We start from the raw sequence: 17,778 nt of genomic DNA, 5'->3' as shown, positions 1-17,778 counted from the left end.
GCGCCCGTAGCTCAGCTGGATAGAGCGCTGCCCTCCGGAGGCAGAGGTCTCAGGTTCGAATCCTGTCGGGCGCACCATTAACCCGGTGCTGGAGCTGCGGTGGTCTGAGAAGTAGTCAGTACCGCGTGAAAGAATACAGTGGTGGCTATAGCTCAGTTGGTAGAGCCCTGGATTGTGATTCCAGTTGTCGTGGGTTCGAATCCCATTAGCCACCCCATTATTTGAAAGAGTTGTGAATTGCGAAGGTGGCGGAATTGGTAGACGCGCTAGCTTCAGGTGTTAGTGTCCTTTGGATGTGGGGGTTCGAGTCCCCCCCTCGCACCACGACTTTTTAAATGAATTGAACTAAAAATTCAAAAAAGCAGTACATCGGCGAGTAGCGCAGCTTGGTAGCGCAACTGGTTTGGGACCAGTGGGTCGGAGGTTCGAATCCTCTCTCGCCGACCAATTTTGAACCCCGCTTCGGCGGGGTTTTTTGTTTTCTGCAATTCTTCATCCCTGTCGTCATTCCCCCACAACGTCCTTTTTCATTGTCGCAATCCAGCGACATATAACTCATTGAAAGTTAGGTAAATAACTGTTTATGGGTTTTGCTGTCTCCTCCTGGCGACATCTTCCCGCCTTTTCCCGATACGTTGTAGTGCTTAAGACGTTACTTAACAGCATAATTTCCTTTTATCTTAAAATGTTGCGTCATGTAAAAGTTCTGGGTGTCATGTTGGCACGTTACGTGCAATAATATGCGTGTAGATGCTCATTCCATCTCTTATGTTCGCCTTAGTGCCTCATAAACTCAGGAATGACGCAGAGCCATTTACGGTGCTTATCGTCCACTGACAGATGTCGCTTCGGCCTCATCAGACACCATGGACATAACGTTGAGTGAAGCACCAAATATGTTGTCTTACAGACCTGTTTTAACGCCTGCTTTTATAGCAGGCGTTTTTTTATGCCTTATTCCCGATACCTGCGCATGATCAGGGCGACCAACAGCAGGGCAACTGACGAGACCGTATAGAGCGCCAGCACTGAGCCAAGCCCAACAGCCACCATCGCTGCAATACCGGTGAAAAGAGAGGCGCTGAGCGTTTGCCAGCGCCAGGCTTTCCCGCTGGCTGAAGCGGTTTGCGTGAGATGAAAACTACTGAGTACGCCAAACGTGCCCGCTGCGAAGAGAATATTCGAGGCCAGATGCGCGATAAAGATCATGCTCAGCGCACATGCCGTCCACCCGGACAAAAACGGTAGCACACCATAACCGGTCAGAAAGATACCGAGACAAACGATGATGCGCGGCGTGTGAGCGGCAAAGCGCGTCAGGCTCTCTTTTTTATCAGCATGGGGCCGCAAAGTTGTCCCATGCTCCTTGCGAAAAGCAGCGGCAGAGCAAGCCCCGCCGCATCCTGAGGATGGATTTGCTGTGCCAGCGCCGGAAGCAGCGCCATGGCCGGTGAGCCGACGGCCGCCAGCGACGGCAGGATGAGCAGGCTGCGTTTCTGCCGAACGGTCAACGTCCGCCAGCGTAATGCCGCAGGGGCTTCCTCTTCCTCGGGGGGCGTGAGTGATGGCGCAGAAAACCGGCGTCCAGCCAGCCATAGCATGAGCAGTGACCCGAGAAAGCTGGCGGCATCTATGGCCAGCAGGGTAAACACGGAAGTCTTCTGGAACAGCACCACGCCCAGGCCGGTCCCTAACAATACCTGCGAGGCAAAAATCACATTTTCCAGACAGGTCGCAGCAGACAGCTCTGCTTCACTGAGGCCGCGCTTGAAGAGCAACGTCAGCGCGGGCCAGCTCATCCCGCTGAGCAGCGCCTCGGTGGATTGTACGGCGAGTAATGCGGCAACGCTGTGATAACCCACACCAAGCAGGGGAAAGAGCAGGGCGAGCAGGCCCAGCCCTTCGGTCAGTATCAGCAGGGATATTGGAGAACAGCGTGAGCACAGCTTTTCGCCGATCGTACTGCCGATAAATCCCGGTACCGTAGCGAAAAGAAAAGCAAGGGTGAGCAGAGCGGGCGGAGCTGACCACGCTAACAGCAAGCCGAAGACCACAACCTGGGTTAAGCCATTCCCCAACGAAGAAAAGATAAAAGCACAGGCAAGCAGGCGCAGCCAGCGGTGGCCGCGCAGCGCTTCAATAAGCGCATATAAAAGCGAGTTCATGACGCTTTCCTTTCAAAAACGATTTAATCCACGCTGCAGAATGTGCGCGTGTGTGAAAAAAAGTTAATGAAAAGATATCGTTACATTGGCGGGTTCGTTTGTGGATGCGGGTGTAAAGAATGTAGCAGGAGAAAGGCGATAAAAAAAGGAGGCCATCTGGCCTCCTGATTAATTACTGCTGCGTACCGTTATTTTGCAGCGTCAGCAAAAGCCCATCACGGCGCATGGCGGCCGCTTCTTCCGGCTTATGCTGCTTGTCCAGCGTATCGGCAAGCCATGCGTAGTCAAACGCGTCCGGACGCTGCTTGAGCGCTGCACGGAAGGCGAGGCTCGCCTCCTGCCATTCGCCGTGCTTCATCAACGACTGGCCGAGCGTGCTCCACAGCAGTGGACGATCGCCAACGGTTTTAATCTGCTGACGCAGCACTTTTTCGATTTGCTCAGGATTGTTGGTTTTCAGGCGCGGGATCACCATCACCAGACGATCGTCGTACTGGCGCTTCAGACCGTCGAGGAGGATCTCCTGAGCCGTGTCGTGATCGTCACATTCAATAAGATGTTCCGCCATCGCCACCTGCAGAGGAACCTGCTGACGCGTTTTCCGGCTCTGATTCTTCCACCACGTTTTCAGACCGTCGCTGCCCAGGTCAGCGCGCGCCTGATCCATCAGGCCAATCCACGCCAGACGCTGAAGCTCGTCACGATGTTCATCGTCGCCCACCTCGGCCTTCGCCATCGATGGAATGATGTCCAGCAGTGAGCCCCAGGCGCCGGTACGGATGTAGGCCTGCTCGGCAAGGCGCAGCACTTCCGGATGACGTGGCGCGACTTCCAGCAGGCGGTCGATGCCGTGGCGAGCCGCGTGATTCTCATTACGTGCCAGCTGCAGACGAACGCGCGTGATTTCCACCGGAATCGGGTCGCCGTGAGCCAGCTCAGCCGCCCGTTCCAGGTGCTGATTGGCGCGTGCTTCATCACCGCGCTGCTGCGCTGCTTCGGCCGCCAGCAGATAGTTCACCACCGGCTGTTCGGCGTGGTCGGCGTTTTTCGACATCAGCTTTTCAACCTGCTGATAATCACCCTCTGCGAGCTTAAGCAGCGCCTGCTCGGTCTGTTTACGGGCGCGGCGGCGCTTACGGCCAACGAACCAGCCGCGCGTATGGGCACCGGTACGGAAAATACGGCGCAGGATCCACTCGATCGCAAACAGCACCACCACGCCGAGGATCAGAATGATCGTCAGACCCGTTACGCTGGTTTCAATGTTGTAGTTATCGGTCTGGATCAGGACGTAACCCTGATGCCCCGCAAGCATAGGCCCGAGGACGATCCCGGCGATCAGCAGGATGAAGAGTAAGAGGACTTTTAGCATCATTACTCTCCTTGCGGTGCGCTTTCAGGCGCAGGAGCAGGTGCTGCTCCGCTCGTCTGCTCTGCCGGTACGCCCGGCTGTGCCAGCAGATTACGCACGCGCGTTTGCATCAGCTTCTCCAGAATCGGCTGGCTGGCCAGCTTATCCGGCACGTTCATGGTGATGTTTTGCTGGCTCAGCTTATCGATGTCTTCCAGGAAGGCCGTGGTCGTCGCGTCATCCGTGTTGTAATACGCACGCACCCACGTTGAGACGTTATCCAGCGCCTGCTTGTAGGTCTCTTCCTGATGACGCGGTACGGCCTGCGCCGCCACCAGTAGACGGGAACGAATGTTCTCGCGCAGATAGATGTCCTGGTTCGGTGCCAGCAGCGGCACGGCGGTTTCGTCGCGACGGCGGATAGTGATAAAGCTGTCCATAAAGTTCTGCCAGCTTTTCTGCAGGTTTATGCGCCATTCGCTCAGCGAGCTGGAAAGTTCGGTACCGTCGGAATCCATCGGGGAGTCGTCGTCGTTGTTATCCGCCAGCTGCAGGTTATCAATCTGATTCGAAAGCTGATTCACCTTGAGGATAATGCCGTCGTAGTCCACCTGTGAGACGGCGGAGAGGCTGGCGATGTCTTCGGTGATCGCGCGACGGGCGGTGATAAGGCTTGGATCGTTCATGTCTGCCAGGCTCGCATCGGCGCTTTTCAGCAGCGCCGCGGCAGTGGTGACGTCCTGATCGCTCCAGAGCTTACGTCCGGCGAGCTTCACCAGGAAGTCGGCCTGCGAGAGCAGCCAGGTTTTGGCATCGGTGCCGGAAATGGTGGCGACTTTTTGCTGTACTTCACCCAACTGTTTGGTCAGCTCTTCCTGTTTGCTGTTCGCTTCGGCAAGCGCGGCGGCCTGTTGCTTAATCACGGCTTCCAGCTCGGATTTCTGCGTCTCCTGCTCTTTTTGCAGGGCAGTGAGTTGATTCACCAGCGCATCGCTGGTGGACGTTTGATTAGCACCCTGTTGCTTCACCAGACCGTACAGGCCAACCCCCGCTGCCAGCGCAATGGCGATGGCAATCGCGCTCAGCGTGAGGCTCGTTTTGTTGCTGCCGTTTTTCTTCTCAGCGGTTTTCTCTGTCGTCTCTGGCTGTGGCGTCGTCTCCACAGTCTCCCTGGTCTCTTCAACCACGGCGGAGGATTTGTCGTGTTCCGTCATTATGGCTTCCCATTTGAGAGTTATTGTAATGCGCGCAGCAGCGCATCGTTGTCGGCGTTATCAGCGATCCGAATATCCTGCCAGCCCAGTTCCCGGGCCTGGTTCGCCAGACGCTCACTGACGACCAGAAGCCGACAGCGGAGTAACCAGTTTTCGCGATACCAAAGCGGTATCAGCGACCAAAGCTGTTGTAACATTTCACCGCTGGTGACCACCAGCGTATTAACGCCGCGCGCGTGCCAGCGCATCGCCTCTTCCGCGCCATCGTAGTGTTTTGCACAGCGCTGATAGCACTCAATGAACGTCACGTCTGCACCACGTTCACGCAGCGTTTCGCCCAGCAGTTCGCGGCCACCATTACCGCGCAAAATGAGCGCACGCTTTCCGGCAACAGTTTGTAATTCAGGTAATTGTAGCAAGACTTCACTGATTTCCCGATCTAACGGGTAACGAACGTCCGCGCTGCTTACGGTATGCAGCGCCAGGGCCGTTGTACGGCCAATCGCGAAATAGCGGGGGGCGGTTGGCCAGGTCAAACCCTGCTGTTGCAGCTGCGCGTGGGCAAATTCCACGGCATGTTGCGACAGCGCAAACAGCAGGTCGCCGTCCTGAAGGGTATCCATCTGGTCGGCGAGCGCAGAGAGCTCGCGACCGGGGGAGAATTCTATGAGCGGAAAACTCCAGGCCACCTGCCCCAGTGCGCGCAGACGGCTCACTAATTGCTCTCCTGCGGGAGAAGGGCGGGTGACGAGAATACTCATGCAGGGGGTTCTCCATTGTAAACGTCAGCCAAAATCTCGCGGGCGCCGTTATCCAGTAACTCTTCGGCCAGCGAAACGCCAAGCTGCTCGGCATCTTGCGCTTTACCGCGACGTTCGCCGCGCACCATCTGCGAACCGTCCGGGGCGCCTACCAGCGCGCGCAGCCACAGTTCGCCATTCGTCAATTCAGCATAGCTGCCAATTGGAACCTGGCATCCCCCTTCGAGGCGGGTATTCATCGCACGCTCGGCTTTTACGCGGGTAGCGGTATCGTCATGGTTCAGCGGTGCGAGCAGTTCGCGGGTACGCGCATCGTCCAGACGGCACTCGATGCCGACGGCACCCTGGCCCACGGCCGGCAGCGACAGCTCTGGCGGTAACGCCACACGAATGCGCGACTCAAGCCCCAGACGCTTCAGGCCGGCAACGGCGAGGATAATGGCATCGTAATCGCCGTTATCCAGCTTGCCCAGACGCGTGCCGACGTTACCGCGCAGCGAGCGAATGATCAGGTCAGGACGACGTTCCGCCAGCTGACACTGACGGCGTAAACTGGACGTGCCAACCACGCTACCTTCTGGCAGCGCGTCGAGGGAGTCATAGTGGTTAGAGACAAACGCATCGCGCGGATCTTCGCGCTCGCAGATGGTCACCAGCCCCAACCCTTCCGGGAACTCGACGGGTACGTCTTTCATCGAATGTACGGCGATATCGGCGCGGTTCTCAAGCAATGCCAGTTCCAGTTCTTTGACAAACAGGCCTTTGCCGCCCACTTTCGCCAGGGGCGTATCGAGGATCACGTCACCGCGCGTGACCATCGGCACCAGCTCGACGCGCAATCCACTGTGGCAGGCCTCAAGGCGCTGCTTCACATAATGTGCCTGCCAGAGCGCGAGAGGGCTTTGGCGTGTGGCAATTCTCAAAACATTGTCTAACATGCTTGTTACCGTCATTATCAATCGCTAACCATCCTAACATTGTTGACTCTGGGATGGCAGTTTTACGGTTGATGAAGCGTGAGAGGGACAAGGCGGCGTATTCGCCAGCCATAGCCGTATTCAGGAATTTACACGTACAGAACGGTGCTACACTTGTATGTAGCGCATCTTTCTTTACGGTCAACCGGCAAGGTGTTAAATTGATCACGTTTTAGACCATTTTTTCGTCGGTACCACCAAAAATGATAAGGGCGAAAAAGGGCAACGGTTATCTTTTTGAAATACTGCGGGTCCGCTGTTACTCGTGTTTTGAATAGCTGCGACACCCGGAAACATCAGGCGATACGTCTTGTACCTCTATATTGAGACTCTGAAACAGAGACTGGATGCCATAAATCAACTGCGTGTGGATCGCGCGCTTGCTGCTATGGGCCCTGCTTTCCAGCAGGTATACAGTCTGCTGCCGACATTATTGCACTATCACCACCCGCTGATGCCTGGCTACCTTGATGGTAACGTTCCCCAGGGCATTTGCCTTTTCACGCCTGATGAAACCCAACAGCATTATTTGAACGAGCTGGAACTCTACCGCGGCATGCCGCCACAGGAGTCCCCGAAAGGTGAACTGCCGATTACCGGCGTTTACTCAATGGGGAGCACCTCATCGGTAGGGCAAAGCTGTTCTTCGGACCTGGACATCTGGGTCTGCCATCAGTCCTGGCTCGATAACGACGAGCGTCAGCTGCTGCAACGTAAATGCAGCCTGCTGGAGAGCTGGGCGGCATCGCTCGGTGTGGAAGTGAGCTTCTTCCTGATTGATGAAAACCGTTTCCGCCATAACGAAAGCGGCAGTCTGGGTGGTGAGGACTGCGGCTCGACTCAGCACATCTTATTGCTGGATGAATTTTACCGTACTGCTGTGCGCCTGGCCGGGAAGCGTATTCTGTGGAATATGGTCCCGTGCGAAGAAGAAGAGCATTACGATGATTACGTCATGTCGCTTTACGCGCAGGGCGTACTGACGCCAAACGAATGGCTGGATCTCGGCGGCCTGAGTTCCCTGTCAGCAGAAGAGTATTTCGGCGCAAGCCTCTGGCAGCTCTATAAGAGTATCGACTCACCGTACAAAGCGGTGCTGAAAACGCTGCTGCTTGAAGCCTATTCCTGGGAATACCCTACGCCGCGCCTGCTGGCGAAAGATATCAAGCAGCGTTTGCACGACGGGGAAATCGTCTCCTTCGGGCTGGACGCCTACTGCATGATGCTGGAGCGCGTGACCGAATACCTGAAAGCCATTGATGACACCACGCGTCTTGACCTGGTGCGTCGATGTTTCTATCTCAAAGTCTGTGAGAAGCTGAGCCGCGAGCGCGCCTGCGTGGGCTGGCGTCGTGAAGTGGTCAGTCAGTTAGTGAAAGAGTGGGGATGGGACGAAGCGCGTTTGTCCATGCTCGACAACCGGGCCAACTGGAAAATCGATCAGGTGCGTGAAGCGCACAACGAACTGCTCGATGCGATGATGCAAAGCTACCGTAATCTGATCCGCTTTGCGCGCCGTAACAACCTCAGCGTTTCCGCCAGCCCGCAGGACATCGGGGTATTGACCCGTAAGCTGTACGCCGCGTTTGAAGCGCTGCCGGGCAAAGTCACCCTGGTTAACCCGCAGATTTCGCCTGACCTGTCAGAACCGAACCTGACCTTTATCTACGTGCCGCCGGGCCGCGCGAACCGCACCGGGTGGTATCTGTACAACCGTGCGCCAAGCATGGATTCAATCATCAGCCATCAGCCGCTGGAATATAACCGCTATCTGAACAAGCTGGTGGCCTGGGCCTGGTTTAACGGCCTGCTGACCTCGCGTACGCGCCTGTTTATCAAAGGCAACGAGGTGGTCGATCTCGCTAAGCTGCAGGAGATGGTCGCGGATGTGTCGCACCACTTCCCGCTGCGTCTGCCTGCCCCAACGCCGAAAGCGCTCTACAGCCCGTGCGAGATTCGCCATCTGGCGATCATCGTCAACCTGGAATATGACCCGACGGCGGCCTTCCGCAATCAGGTGGTCCATTTTGACTTCCGCAAGCTGGACGTCTTTAGCTTTGGCGAGCAGCAAAACTGCCTGGTTGGCAGTGTGGACCTGCTCTATCGTAACTCGTGGAACGAAGTGCGTACCCTGCACTTCAACGGCGAGCAGGCGATGATCGAGGCGCTGAAAACCATTCTCGGCAAGATGCACCAGGATGCCGCGCCGCCGGACAGCGTGGAAGTGTTCTGCTACAGCCAGCACCTGCGTGGGTTGATTCGTACCCGCGTGCAGCAGCTGGTCTCTGAGTGTATCGAACTGCGTCTCTCCAGCACCCGTCAGGAGACCGGACGCTTCAAAGCGCTGCGCGTCTCCGGTCAGACCTGGGGCCTGTTCTTCGAGCGCCTGAACGTGTCGGTACAGAAGCTGGAAAACGCCATCGAATTCTACGGCGCGATTTCGCATAACAAGCTGCACGGTCTGTCGGTGCAGGTGGAAACCAACCACGTTAAGCTGCCGCAGGTGGTGGACGGCTTTGCCAGCGAAGGGATTATTCAGTTCTTCTTTGAAGAGTCGGGCGACGATGCCGGGTTCAACATCTACATTCTGGATGAGACCAACCGCGCCGAGGTGTATCACCATTGTGAAGGCAGTAAAGAGGAGCTGGTGCGCGACGTCAGCCGCTTCTACTCCTCTTCGCATGACCGTTTCACCTACGGCTCAAGCTTTATCAACTTTAACCTGCCGCAGTTCTACCAGATTGTGAACGTCGACGGTCGTACGCAGGTGATCCCGTTCCGGACCCAGGCCGTAACGCCTGCCGCGCCTGCCAATCAGGACACCGCGCCGCTGTTGCAGCAGTATTTCTCCTGAGTCTTTTCGCCGGGCGGCGCTAACGCTTACCCGGCCTACAACCGCTCGAACCCGTAGGCCGGGTAAGCGTTAGCGCCACCCGGCACAGAAACTACCTGAAACTCACCGCCTCACCCGCCTGCGCGGTCGCCGCCTGTTCCAGCAGATCCCAGAACGTTACGCCGCTACGGTCGCAAACCCATTCCCCGTCTTTCAGATCGAAATGATAGCCGCCCTGTTTCGCGGCCAGCCAGACCTGGTGAAGCGGCTCCTGGCGGTTAATAATAATTTTGCTGCCATTTTCGAAGCTCAGGGTCAGAATACCGCCGTTAATTTCACAATCGATATCGCTGTCGCCGTCCCAGTCGTCAATACGCTCTTCGATGGTCATCCACAGGTTGTCGGCAAGGCGATGGAATTCACTGTCGTTCATGGTTTTGTTCCTGTTTTTCGTGATGCCGGCAGTATAACCCTAAATAATTCCCGTTGCAGGAAAGCGGCAAACTCTTGCTTTTGTGTCTTCTCCTGCGATGATAGAAACAGATTTGAACTTACGGGCAACTTTATAATGAAAAACGCTTTCCGAACGCTTGCCGTTCTCATCACGCTGTTTAGCCTGACTGGCTGCGGACTGAAGGGACCACTGTACTTCCCACCTGCGGATAAAACCGCACCGCCGCCGACGAAACCGGTTAACAGCGGCATTGAGTCTACCACGCCAAATACTAATGACCGTGGCGACAACGGTGGCCCGACTCAGGTTAATCTCTGACGACAACGTTCTGTACCCGCGCAATGGAGCAAATGATGCAGTTCTCTAAAATGCATGGCCTTGGCAACGATTTTATGGTCGTCGACGCGGTAACGCAGAATGTGTTTTTCTCCCCGGAACTGATCCGTCGCCTGGCGGATCGGCATCTGGGCGTGGGGTTCGATCAGCTGCTGGTGGTTGAGCCGCCGTACGACCCCGACCTCGATTTCCACTACCGTATTTTTAACGCGGACGGCAGCGAAGTTAACCAGTGCGGCAACGGCGCGCGCTGTTTTGCCCGCTTTGTCCGTCTGAAAGGGCTGACCAACAAGCGTGATATTCGCGTCAGCACGGCCAATGGTCGCATGGTGCTCAGCGTCACCGATGATGAACTGGTGCGCGTGAACATGGGCGAGCCTAACTTCGAGCCCTCCGTCGTGCCGTTTCGCGCAAACAAAGCGGAAAAGACCTATATTATGCGTGCGGCCGAGCAGACAGTATTGTGCGGCGTCGTCTCAATGGGTAACCCGCACTGCGTGATTCAGGTTGATGATGTGCAAACCGCCGCGGTCGAAACGCTCGGCCCGGTGCTGGAAAGCCACGAACGTTTCCCGGAGCGCGCGAACATCGGTTTTATGCAGGTGGTGAAGCGCGAGCACATTCGCCTGCGGGTTTACGAGCGCGGCGCGGGTGAGACTCAGGCCTGCGGAAGCGGTGCCTGTGCGGCGGTGGCCGTGGGCATCTCTCAGGGGTTACTGGCAGAAGAGGTTCGCGTGGAATTACCGGGCGGTCGGCTTGATATCGCCTGGAAAGGACCGGGTCATCCACTGTATATGACTGGCCCGGCGGCACATGTCTATGACGGGTTTATCCATCTATGAAACAACCAGGGGAAGAACTGCAGGAAACAGTGACGGAACTGGACGACAGAGCTGTTGTTGATTATCTGCTGCGCAATCCTGAGTTTTTTATTCGCAATGCACGCGTTGTCGAAGAGATGCGCGTGCCGCATCCGGTTCGCGGGACCGTGTCGCTGGTGGAATGGCATATGGCGCGCGCGCGCAACCATATCAACCAGCTTGAAGAGAACATGACGCTGCTGATGGAGCAGGCCAGCACCAACGAAAGCCTGTTCTATCGTCTGCTGCATCTGCAGGCGCGTCTGGCGTCGGCCCACAGCCTTGACGAGTTCCTCAGCCGCTTCCACCGCTGGGCCCGCGAGCTGGGGCTGGCAGGCGCAACGATTCGCCTGTTCCCTGACCGCTGGCGCATTGGCGCGCCGTCGGGGTTTACCCATCTGGCACTGAGCCGTCAGGCATTTGAACCGCTGCGCATTCAGCGTCTGGGCCATGAGCACCACTATCTGGGGCCGCTGAACGGGCCTGAGCTACTGGTGGTGTTACCGGAAGCCAAAGCGATTGGCTCGGTGGCGATGTCGCTGATGGGGCGCGATGGCGATCTGGGCGTCATCTTATTTACCAGCCGCGACGCGCATCACTATGAGCAAGGGCAAGCCACCCACCTGCTGCAGGAGATCGCCCTGATGCTGCCCGAGCTGCTGGAGCGCTGGATTGAGCGCGTATGACGGACGGACTGCTCGCCACTGACGTTTCGCGCTTTCTGCGCTATCTGGGCGTGGAACGCCAGCTCAGCCCCATTACGTTGCTTAACTATCAGCGTCAGCTTGATGCCATCATGCAGATCGCCGACGAGATCGGCCTGAAAAGCTGGCAACAATGTGATGCTGCGACGGTACGCGGGTTTGTTGTGCGTAGCCGTAAAAAAAACCTCAGCCCGGCGAGCCTGGCGCTCAGGCTCTCAGCGCTGCGCAGCTTCTTCGACTGGCTGGTCAGCCAGGGCGGTTTAAAAGCCAACCCGGCAAAGGGCATCGCCACGCCGAAGGCGCCGCGCCATCTGCCTAAAAATATTGACGTTGACGACGTAAACCGCCTGCTGGATATCGACCTCAACGATCCGCTTGCCGTACGCGACCGCGCGATGCTGGAGGTGATGTACGGCGCAGGCCTGCGTCTGTCTGAACTCGTCAACCTTGACCTCACGCATCTCGATCTGGAATCTGGCGAAGTGTGGGTAATGGGTAAGGGCAGCAAAGAGCGCCGCCTGCCGATTGGCCGCAATGCGGTCTCCTGGATTGAGCACTGGCTTGACCTGCGCGGGCTGTTTGGCTCCGACGAAGATGCGCTGTTCCTGTCGAAACTCGGCAAGCGGATCTCGGCGCGTAACGTGCAAAAGCGCTTTGCGGAGTGGGGCATTAAGCAGGGGCTGAACAGCCACGTGCATCCGCACAAGCTGCGCCACTCCTTTGCAACACATATGCTTGAGTCGAGCGGCGATCTGCGCGGCGTGCAGGAGCTCCTCGGGCACGCAAATCTGTCTACCACTCAAATCTATACCCACTTAGACTTCCAACACCTTGCCTCGGTGTATGACGCGGCGCATCCACGCGCCAAACGGGGGAAATAATGCGTTTTTACCGCCCACTCGGTCAGATTTCAGCTCTGACGTTTGACCTTGATGACACCCTTTATGACAACCGCGAGGTGATCCTGCGTACCGAGCAGGAGTCGCTGGCGTTCGTGCAGAACTACCATCCCGCGCTGAAGGCGATACAGAACAAGGATTTCCAGAAGCTGCGCCAGTCCCTGCGGGAGACCGAGCCGGATATTTACCACGACGTGACCGAATGGCGTCGTCGCGCGGTTGAGCAGGCGATGCTTAACGTGGGTCTGAGCGCGCAGGATGCCGCCATTGGGGCGGAAGCGGCCATGGAAAACTTCGCCAAATGGCGCAGCCGTATCGACGTGCCGCAGGAAACCCACGACACGCTGGCGAAGCTTGCCGAAAAGTGGCCGCTGGTGGCCATCACCAACGGCAATGCCCAGCCGGAGCTGTTTGGCCTGAGCGATTACTTTGAGTTCGTGCTGCGTGCGGGCCCTCACGGGCGCGCGAAGCCGTTCAGTGACATGTACCATCTGGCCGCAGATAAGCTTAACCTGCCGCTGGGTGAGATCCTGCACGTGGGGGATGACCTGACCACGGACGTGGCTGGCGCTATCCGCTGCGGCATGCAGGCCTGCTGGATCAAGCCGGAAAACGCTGACCTGATGAATGCCTCCGATAGCCGTCTTCTGCCGCACGTGGAAATTTCGCGGTTGGCATCCCTCACGACGCTGATATAATCATCAATTGTTCTGTATAAATTAACAGGGTTTTGGCGAATGCTATTCGCCTGCCCGACATGACGTGACGGTGCCAATGGACGTTTCTTACCTGCTCGACAGCCTTAATGACAAACAGCGTGACGCGGTTGCCGCCTCGCGCACCAACCTGCTGGTGCTGGCTGGGGCGGGCAGTGGTAAGACGCGCGTGCTGGTTCACCGTATCGCCTGGCTGCAGAGCGTGGAGAACTGCTCGCCGTACTCCATCATGGCGGTGACGTTTACCAACAAGGCGGCGGCGGAGATGCGACACCGCATCGCGCAGCTGATGGGCACCAGCCAGGGCGGCATGTGGGTCGGTACCTTCCACGGCCTGGCGCACCGCCTGCTGCGTGCGCACCACATGGACGCCAACCTGCCGCAGGATTTCCAGATCCTCGACAGCGAAGACCAGCTCCGTCTGCTGAAGCGCCTGATCAAGGCGATGAACCTCGACGAGAAGCAGTGGCCGCCGCGTCAGGCGATGTGGTACATCAACGGCCAGAAAGACGAAGGGCTGCGCCCGCACCACATTCAGAGCTTCGGCAACCCGGTCGAGCAGACCTGGCAGAACGTCTACAAGGCCTATCAGGAAGCGTGCGATCGCGCTGGCCTGGTGGATTTCGCCGAGCTGCTGCTGCGCGCCCACGAGCTGTGGCTCAACAAGCCGCACATCCTGCAGCACTACCGTGAACGCTTCACCAATATCCTGGTGGACGAATTCCAGGATACCAACAACATCCAGTACGCGTGGATCCGCCTGCTGGCCGGTGATACCGGCAAGGTAATGATCGTGGGCGATGACGACCAGTCGATCTACGGCTGGCGCGGGGCGCAGGTGGAGAACATCCAGCGCTTCCTCAACGATTTTCCCGGCGCGGAAACTATCCGTCTGGAGCAGAACTACCGCTCAACCAGCAACATTCTGAGCGCGGCCAACGCCCTGATTGAGAACAACAACGGGCGTCTGGGTAAAAAGCTGTGGACCGACGGCGTCGATGGCGAACCGATTTCGATTTACTGCGCGTTTAACGAACTCGACGAAGCGCGCTTCGTGGTCAACCGCATCAAAACCTGGCAGGACAACGGCGGCGCACTGGAGCAGTGCGCCATTCTTTACCGCAGCAACGCCCAGTCGCGCGTGCTGGAAGAGGCGTTGCTGCAGGTGAGCATGCCCTACCGCATTTACGGCGGCATGCGCTTCTTCGAACGTCAGGAAATCAAAGATGCGCTCTCGTATCTGCGTCTGATTGCCAACCGTAACGACGATGCGGCGTTTGAACGCGTGGTGAACACACCAACCCGCGGGATTGGCGACCGTACGCTGGACGTGGTGCGTCAGGCCTCGCGCGACCGCCAGCTGACACTGTGGCAGGCGTGCCGCGAGCTGCTGCAGGAAAAAGCCCTCGCCGGACGCGCGGCCAGCGCTCTACAGCGCTTCCTTGAGCTGATTGACGCCCTGGCGCAGGAAACCGCCGACATGCCGCTGCACGTGCAGACCGACCGGGTGATTAAAGACTCCGGCCTGCGCACCATGTACGAGCAGGAAAAAGGCGAGAAGGGCCAGACCCGTATTGAGAACTTAGAGGAACTGGTCACGGCAACGCGCCAGTTCAGCTACAACGAAGAAGACGAAGACCTGATGCCGCTGCAGGCGTTCCTCTCACACGCCGCGCTGGAAGCGGGCGAAGGGCAGGCGGACACCTGGCAGGATGCGGTTCAGCTGATGACCCTGCACTCCGCCAAAGGCCTGGAGTTCCCGCAGGTATTTATCGTCGGGATGGAAGAGGGGATGTTCCCGAGCCAGATGTCGCTGGATGAAGGCGGTCGTCTGGAAGAGGAGCGTCGTCTGGCCTACGTGGGCGTGACGCGCGCGATGCAAAAGCTGACGCTGACCTACGCCGAAACCCGACGTCTGTACGGTAAAGAGGTCTATCACCGTCCGTCGCGCTTTATCGGCGAACTGCCGGAGGAGTGCGTGGAAGAGGTGCGTCTGCGGGCGAGCATCAGCCGTCCGGTCAGCCATCAGCGCATGGGTTCGCCGATTGCGGAAACCGACACCGGCTACAAGCTGGGCCAGCGCGTGCGCCATTCGAAGTTTGGCGAAGGTACCATTGTGAATCTGGAAGGCAGCGGCGAGCATAGCCGCCTGCAGGTGGCGTTCCAGGGGCAGGGGATCAAATGGCTGGTGGCGGCCTACGCGAAGCTGGAAACAGTCTAACATTCAGAAAAATATCATTATTTTGCAATAATCTGCTAGCCTTATACAGTGAAGGTCAATTAATGCCCTTCAGCGTTCCGTTGCGTGTTGACGCCACAGTTATAGCTGGCGTAACATGCGCGCACGATTACGCTAAGAGGACATTCGCCTTGGACACACCCAGTAGATACTGGCTCAATTCCCTGTCATCCAGGAACAACTCCTAAGGCTATCTCCTCTTGCTGATGGCCTTAGTGGTTGTCAGCGACTGCTCTATTCCCGTCGCGCTGAGTCAGGCTGTTTAATGGTCTGAAACCCAATTTGTTTCTGTGTGCCCACCGAACTGTCCGATATTTTTTGCATTGGGAGTCCCGGTCATGTTGAGCGCATTTCAACTCGAAAATAACCGACTGACTCGGCTTGAAGCCGAAGAGTCACAGCCCCTCATTGATGCCGTATGGGTGGATCTGGTCGAGCCGGACGACGATGAGCGCCTTCGCGTACAATCTGAGCTGGGGCAAAGCCTGGCAACCCGCCCGGAACTGGAAGACATCGAAGCATCCGCGCGTTTTTTTGAAGACGAAGACGGTCTGCACATTCACTCCTTCTTCTTCTTTGAAGATGCGGAAGACCACGCGGGTAACTCCACCGTGGCGTTTACCATACGCGACGGCCGTTTGTTTACCCTGCGCGAACGTGAGCTGCCGGCATTCCGTCTCTACCGCATGCGCGCCCGCAGCCAGGCGATGGTAGACGGCAACGCGTACGAACTGCTGCTCGATCTGTTCGAGACCAAAATTGAACAGCTGGCGGACGAAATTGAAAACATCTACAGCGATCTGGAAAAGCTGAGCCGCGTGATCATGGAAGGCCATCAGGGCGATGAGTACGACGAAGCGCTCTCCACGCTGGCGGAGCTGGAAGATATCGGCTGGAAGGTGCGCTTGTGTCTGATGGATACCCAGCGCGCGCTGAACTTCCTGGTGCGCAAGGCGCGTCTGCCGGGCGGTCAGCTGGAGCAGGCGCGTGAGATCTTACGAGATATCGAATCCCTGCTGCCGCACAACGAATCCCTGTTCCAGAAGGTCAACTTCCTGATGCAGGCGGCGATGGGCTTTATCAACATCGAGCAGAACCGCATCATCAAGATCTTCTCGGTGGTTTCCGTGGTGTTCCTGCCGCCGACGCTGGTGGCATCCAGCTACGGGATGAACTTCGAGTTTATGCCGGAGCTGAAGTGGAGCTTTGGTTACCCGGGGGCGATTATCTTTATGATCCTCGCGGGGCTGGCGCCGTATCTCTATTTCAAACGCCGGAACTGGCTGTAAAAAACTGGCGGGTGGCGCTGCGCTTACCCGCCCTACGATCGAATTCCCTCTCCCTGTGGGAGAGGGTTAGGGTGAGGGCAACATCACAGCCCTTTACGCATTCTGCGTTGGGTATAAATCGCATCCGCAACAAAGATCGCCAGCGCCACCCAGATAAAGGCGAACGTCACCATCTTATCCGCCCCCGGTACCTCTCCGTAAAACACCACTGCCAGCAGGAACATCAGCGTCGGGCCAATGTACTGGAAGAAGCCCAGCGTGGAGAGACGCAGACGCGTCGCGGCACCGGTGAAGCACAGCAGAGGAATGGTAGTCACCACGCCCGCCGCCATCAGCATCAGGTTCAGCGACCACGGGTTGCTGCCCATGTGGCTGGTTGGGCTGTCGGCGATGCCGAAGAGATAAATCGCCGCCACCGGCAGCAGCCAGAGGGTTTCAAACAGCATCCCCGTCTGCGCTTCCACCGCAATCTTCTTGCGTACCAGGCCGTAGAAGGCAAAGCTGAACGCCAGACCGAGGGCGATAATCGGCAGCGAGCCGAAGGTCCACAGCTGTACCAGTACGCCGCAGAAGGCCAGAAGGACCGCTAACCACTGCATCCGGCGGAAGCGTTCGCCAAGAAAAATCATCCCCAGCACGATGTTTACCAGCGGGTTAATGAAGTACCCCAGGCTCGCTTCGAGCATGTGATGGTTATTCACCGCCCAGATAAACAGCAGCCAGTTACCGCCAATCAGCACCGCTGAGAGCGCCAGCAGGAAGACCTTTTTAGGGGTTTTAAACAGCGTTTTGACGCCCGACCACTGACGGCTGAGGCTCATCAGCGCGATCATAAAGAAGAATGACCAGATAACGCGATGAGTCAGGATCTCGTCAGCCGGAACGTAGGCGATAAGCTTGAAATACGCCGGGGCGATACCCCAAATAAAATAAGCGGCAAGGGCGAGTAAAACGCCCTGCCGCGTCTGTTTAGCATCCAT

Annotated in this window: 15 protein-coding genes, 4 tRNA genes and 1 pseudogene; 13 read left to right on the top strand and 7 right to left on the bottom strand. The window is 57.4% G+C overall.

Annotated features, from left to right (window positions below):
• From ACMGG5_RS05095 to ACMGG5_RS05080, 4 genes are all read left to right on the top strand, one after another.
• Window positions 1-77 (top strand) — tRNA-Arg (locus ACMGG5_RS05095).
• 64 nt (window positions 78-141) lie between these two features.
• Window positions 142-217, top strand: a tRNA-His gene (locus ACMGG5_RS05090).
• Window positions 218-239: 22 nt separating this feature from the next.
• Window positions 240-324: transfer RNA gene (locus tag ACMGG5_RS05085), tRNA-Leu, on the top strand.
• 46 nt (window positions 325-370) lie between these two features.
• Window positions 371-447 (top strand) — tRNA-Pro (locus ACMGG5_RS05080).
• Between the two features lie 507 nt (window positions 448-954).
• On the opposite strand, the pseudogene ACMGG5_RS05075 reads toward ACMGG5_RS05080, so the two are convergent.
• The 5 genes and pseudogenes from ACMGG5_RS05075 to hemC all read right to left on the bottom strand — a co-directional run bounded on the left by ACMGG5_RS05075 (window position 955) and on the right by hemC (window position 6,429).
• A pseudogene (locus ACMGG5_RS05075) lies at window positions 955-2,165 on the bottom strand (MFS transporter).
• A gap of 172 nt (window positions 2,166-2,337) precedes the next feature.
• Window positions 2,338-3,537: a protoheme IX biogenesis protein HemY gene (gene hemY / locus ACMGG5_RS05070; RefSeq protein WP_008501551.1), complete on the bottom strand. Its 1,200-nt coding sequence runs from the start codon at window positions 3,535-3,537 to the stop codon at window positions 2,338-2,340.
• 2 nt (window positions 3,538-3,539) lie between these two features.
• A complete protein-coding gene (hemX, locus tag ACMGG5_RS05065) occupies window positions 3,540-4,730 on the bottom strand; it encodes a uroporphyrinogen-III C-methyltransferase (protein WP_420277580.1) in 1,191 nt (396 codons plus the stop codon).
• A 20-nt stretch (window positions 4,731-4,750) separates the two neighbouring features.
• Window positions 4,751-5,491, bottom strand: a complete 741-nt coding sequence (hemD, locus tag ACMGG5_RS05060) for a uroporphyrinogen-III synthase (RefSeq protein WP_420277579.1) — start codon at window positions 5,489-5,491, stop codon at window positions 4,751-4,753.
• Window positions 5,488-6,429, bottom strand: coding sequence for a hydroxymethylbilane synthase (gene hemC, locus ACMGG5_RS05055; RefSeq protein WP_032646077.1), 942 nt, complete (start codon window positions 6,427-6,429; stop codon window positions 5,488-5,490). Before hemC ends, hemD begins: the two co-directional genes overlap by 4 nt.
• Before the next feature lie 349 nt (window positions 6,430-6,778).
• Between hemC and cyaA the strand changes: the two genes are divergently transcribed.
• Window positions 6,779-9,322 carry a class I adenylate cyclase gene (gene cyaA / locus ACMGG5_RS05050; RefSeq protein WP_023309629.1) on the top strand — a complete coding sequence of 848 codons (2,544 nt, stop codon included), beginning with the start codon at window positions 6,779-6,781 and terminating at the stop codon, window positions 9,320-9,322.
• Between the two features lie 91 nt (window positions 9,323-9,413).
• Here the strand turns inward: cyaA and cyaY are convergent, their stop codons facing one another.
• Entirely contained in the window at window positions 9,414-9,734 is a 321-nt protein-coding gene (cyaY, locus tag ACMGG5_RS05045; protein WP_048989629.1) for an iron donor protein CyaY, read from the bottom strand.
• A gap of 135 nt (window positions 9,735-9,869) precedes the next feature.
• On the opposite strand from cyaY, the gene lptM reads away from it, so the two are divergent.
• The 8 genes from lptM (at window position 9,870) to corA (ending at window position 16,798) form a co-directional block, all read left to right on the top strand.
• Complete coding sequence (gene lptM / locus ACMGG5_RS05040; RefSeq protein ID WP_024907980.1) at window positions 9,870-10,073, top strand: LPS translocon maturation chaperone LptM; 204 nt, start codon at window positions 9,870-9,872, stop codon at window positions 10,071-10,073.
• A gap of 35 nt (window positions 10,074-10,108) precedes the next feature.
• Window positions 10,109-10,933 (top strand): diaminopimelate epimerase, encoded by an 825-nt coding sequence (dapF, locus tag ACMGG5_RS05035; protein ID WP_024907981.1) that lies wholly within the window; start codon window positions 10,109-10,111, stop codon window positions 10,931-10,933.
• Window positions 10,930-11,637 carry a DUF484 domain-containing protein gene (locus ACMGG5_RS05030; protein WP_032646075.1) on the top strand — a complete coding sequence of 236 codons (708 nt, stop codon included), beginning with the start codon at window positions 10,930-10,932 and terminating at the stop codon, window positions 11,635-11,637. Before dapF ends, ACMGG5_RS05030 begins: the two co-directional genes overlap by 4 nt.
• Window positions 11,634-12,536 (top strand): tyrosine recombinase XerC, encoded by a 903-nt coding sequence (gene xerC, locus ACMGG5_RS05025; protein WP_420277578.1) that lies wholly within the window; start codon window positions 11,634-11,636, stop codon window positions 12,534-12,536. Before ACMGG5_RS05030 ends, xerC begins: the two co-directional genes overlap by 4 nt.
• Window positions 12,536-13,252, top strand: a complete 717-nt coding sequence (yigB, locus tag ACMGG5_RS05020) for a 5-amino-6-(5-phospho-D-ribitylamino)uracil phosphatase YigB (RefSeq protein WP_157189866.1) — start codon at window positions 12,536-12,538, stop codon at window positions 13,250-13,252. The genes xerC and yigB overlap by 1 nt, the downstream gene beginning before the upstream one ends.
• Window positions 13,253-13,328: 76 nt before the next feature.
• Window positions 13,329-15,491, top strand: coding sequence for a DNA helicase II (gene uvrD / locus ACMGG5_RS05015; protein ID WP_032646073.1), 2,163 nt, complete (start codon window positions 13,329-13,331; stop codon window positions 15,489-15,491).
• 149 nt (window positions 15,492-15,640) lie between these two features.
• Window positions 15,641-15,697 (top strand): YsgD/CorL family protein, encoded by a 57-nt coding sequence (gene ysgD, locus ACMGG5_RS05010; RefSeq protein ID WP_212743980.1) that lies wholly within the window; start codon window positions 15,641-15,643, stop codon window positions 15,695-15,697.
• Between the two features lie 150 nt (window positions 15,698-15,847).
• Window positions 15,848-16,798 carry a magnesium/cobalt transporter CorA gene (corA, locus tag ACMGG5_RS05005; RefSeq protein ID WP_008501540.1) on the top strand — a complete coding sequence of 317 codons (951 nt, stop codon included), beginning with the start codon at window positions 15,848-15,850 and terminating at the stop codon, window positions 16,796-16,798.
• An 83-nt stretch (window positions 16,799-16,881) separates the two neighbouring features.
• Here corA and rarD read toward each other — a convergent pair whose 3' ends face one another.
• On the bottom strand, window positions 16,882-17,778 hold the full coding sequence (gene rarD / locus ACMGG5_RS05000; RefSeq protein ID WP_090420933.1) for an EamA family transporter RarD: 897 nt from the start codon (window positions 17,776-17,778) through the stop codon (window positions 16,882-16,884).

Source organism: Enterobacter sp. BNK-34 (assembly GCF_048684445.1).
GTDB lineage: Bacteria > Pseudomonadota > Gammaproteobacteria > Enterobacterales > Enterobacteriaceae > Enterobacter > Enterobacter pseudoroggenkampii.
The sequence above is the reverse complement of the archived record's forward strand: the minus strand, read 5'-3'. Positions and strand labels throughout refer to the sequence as shown.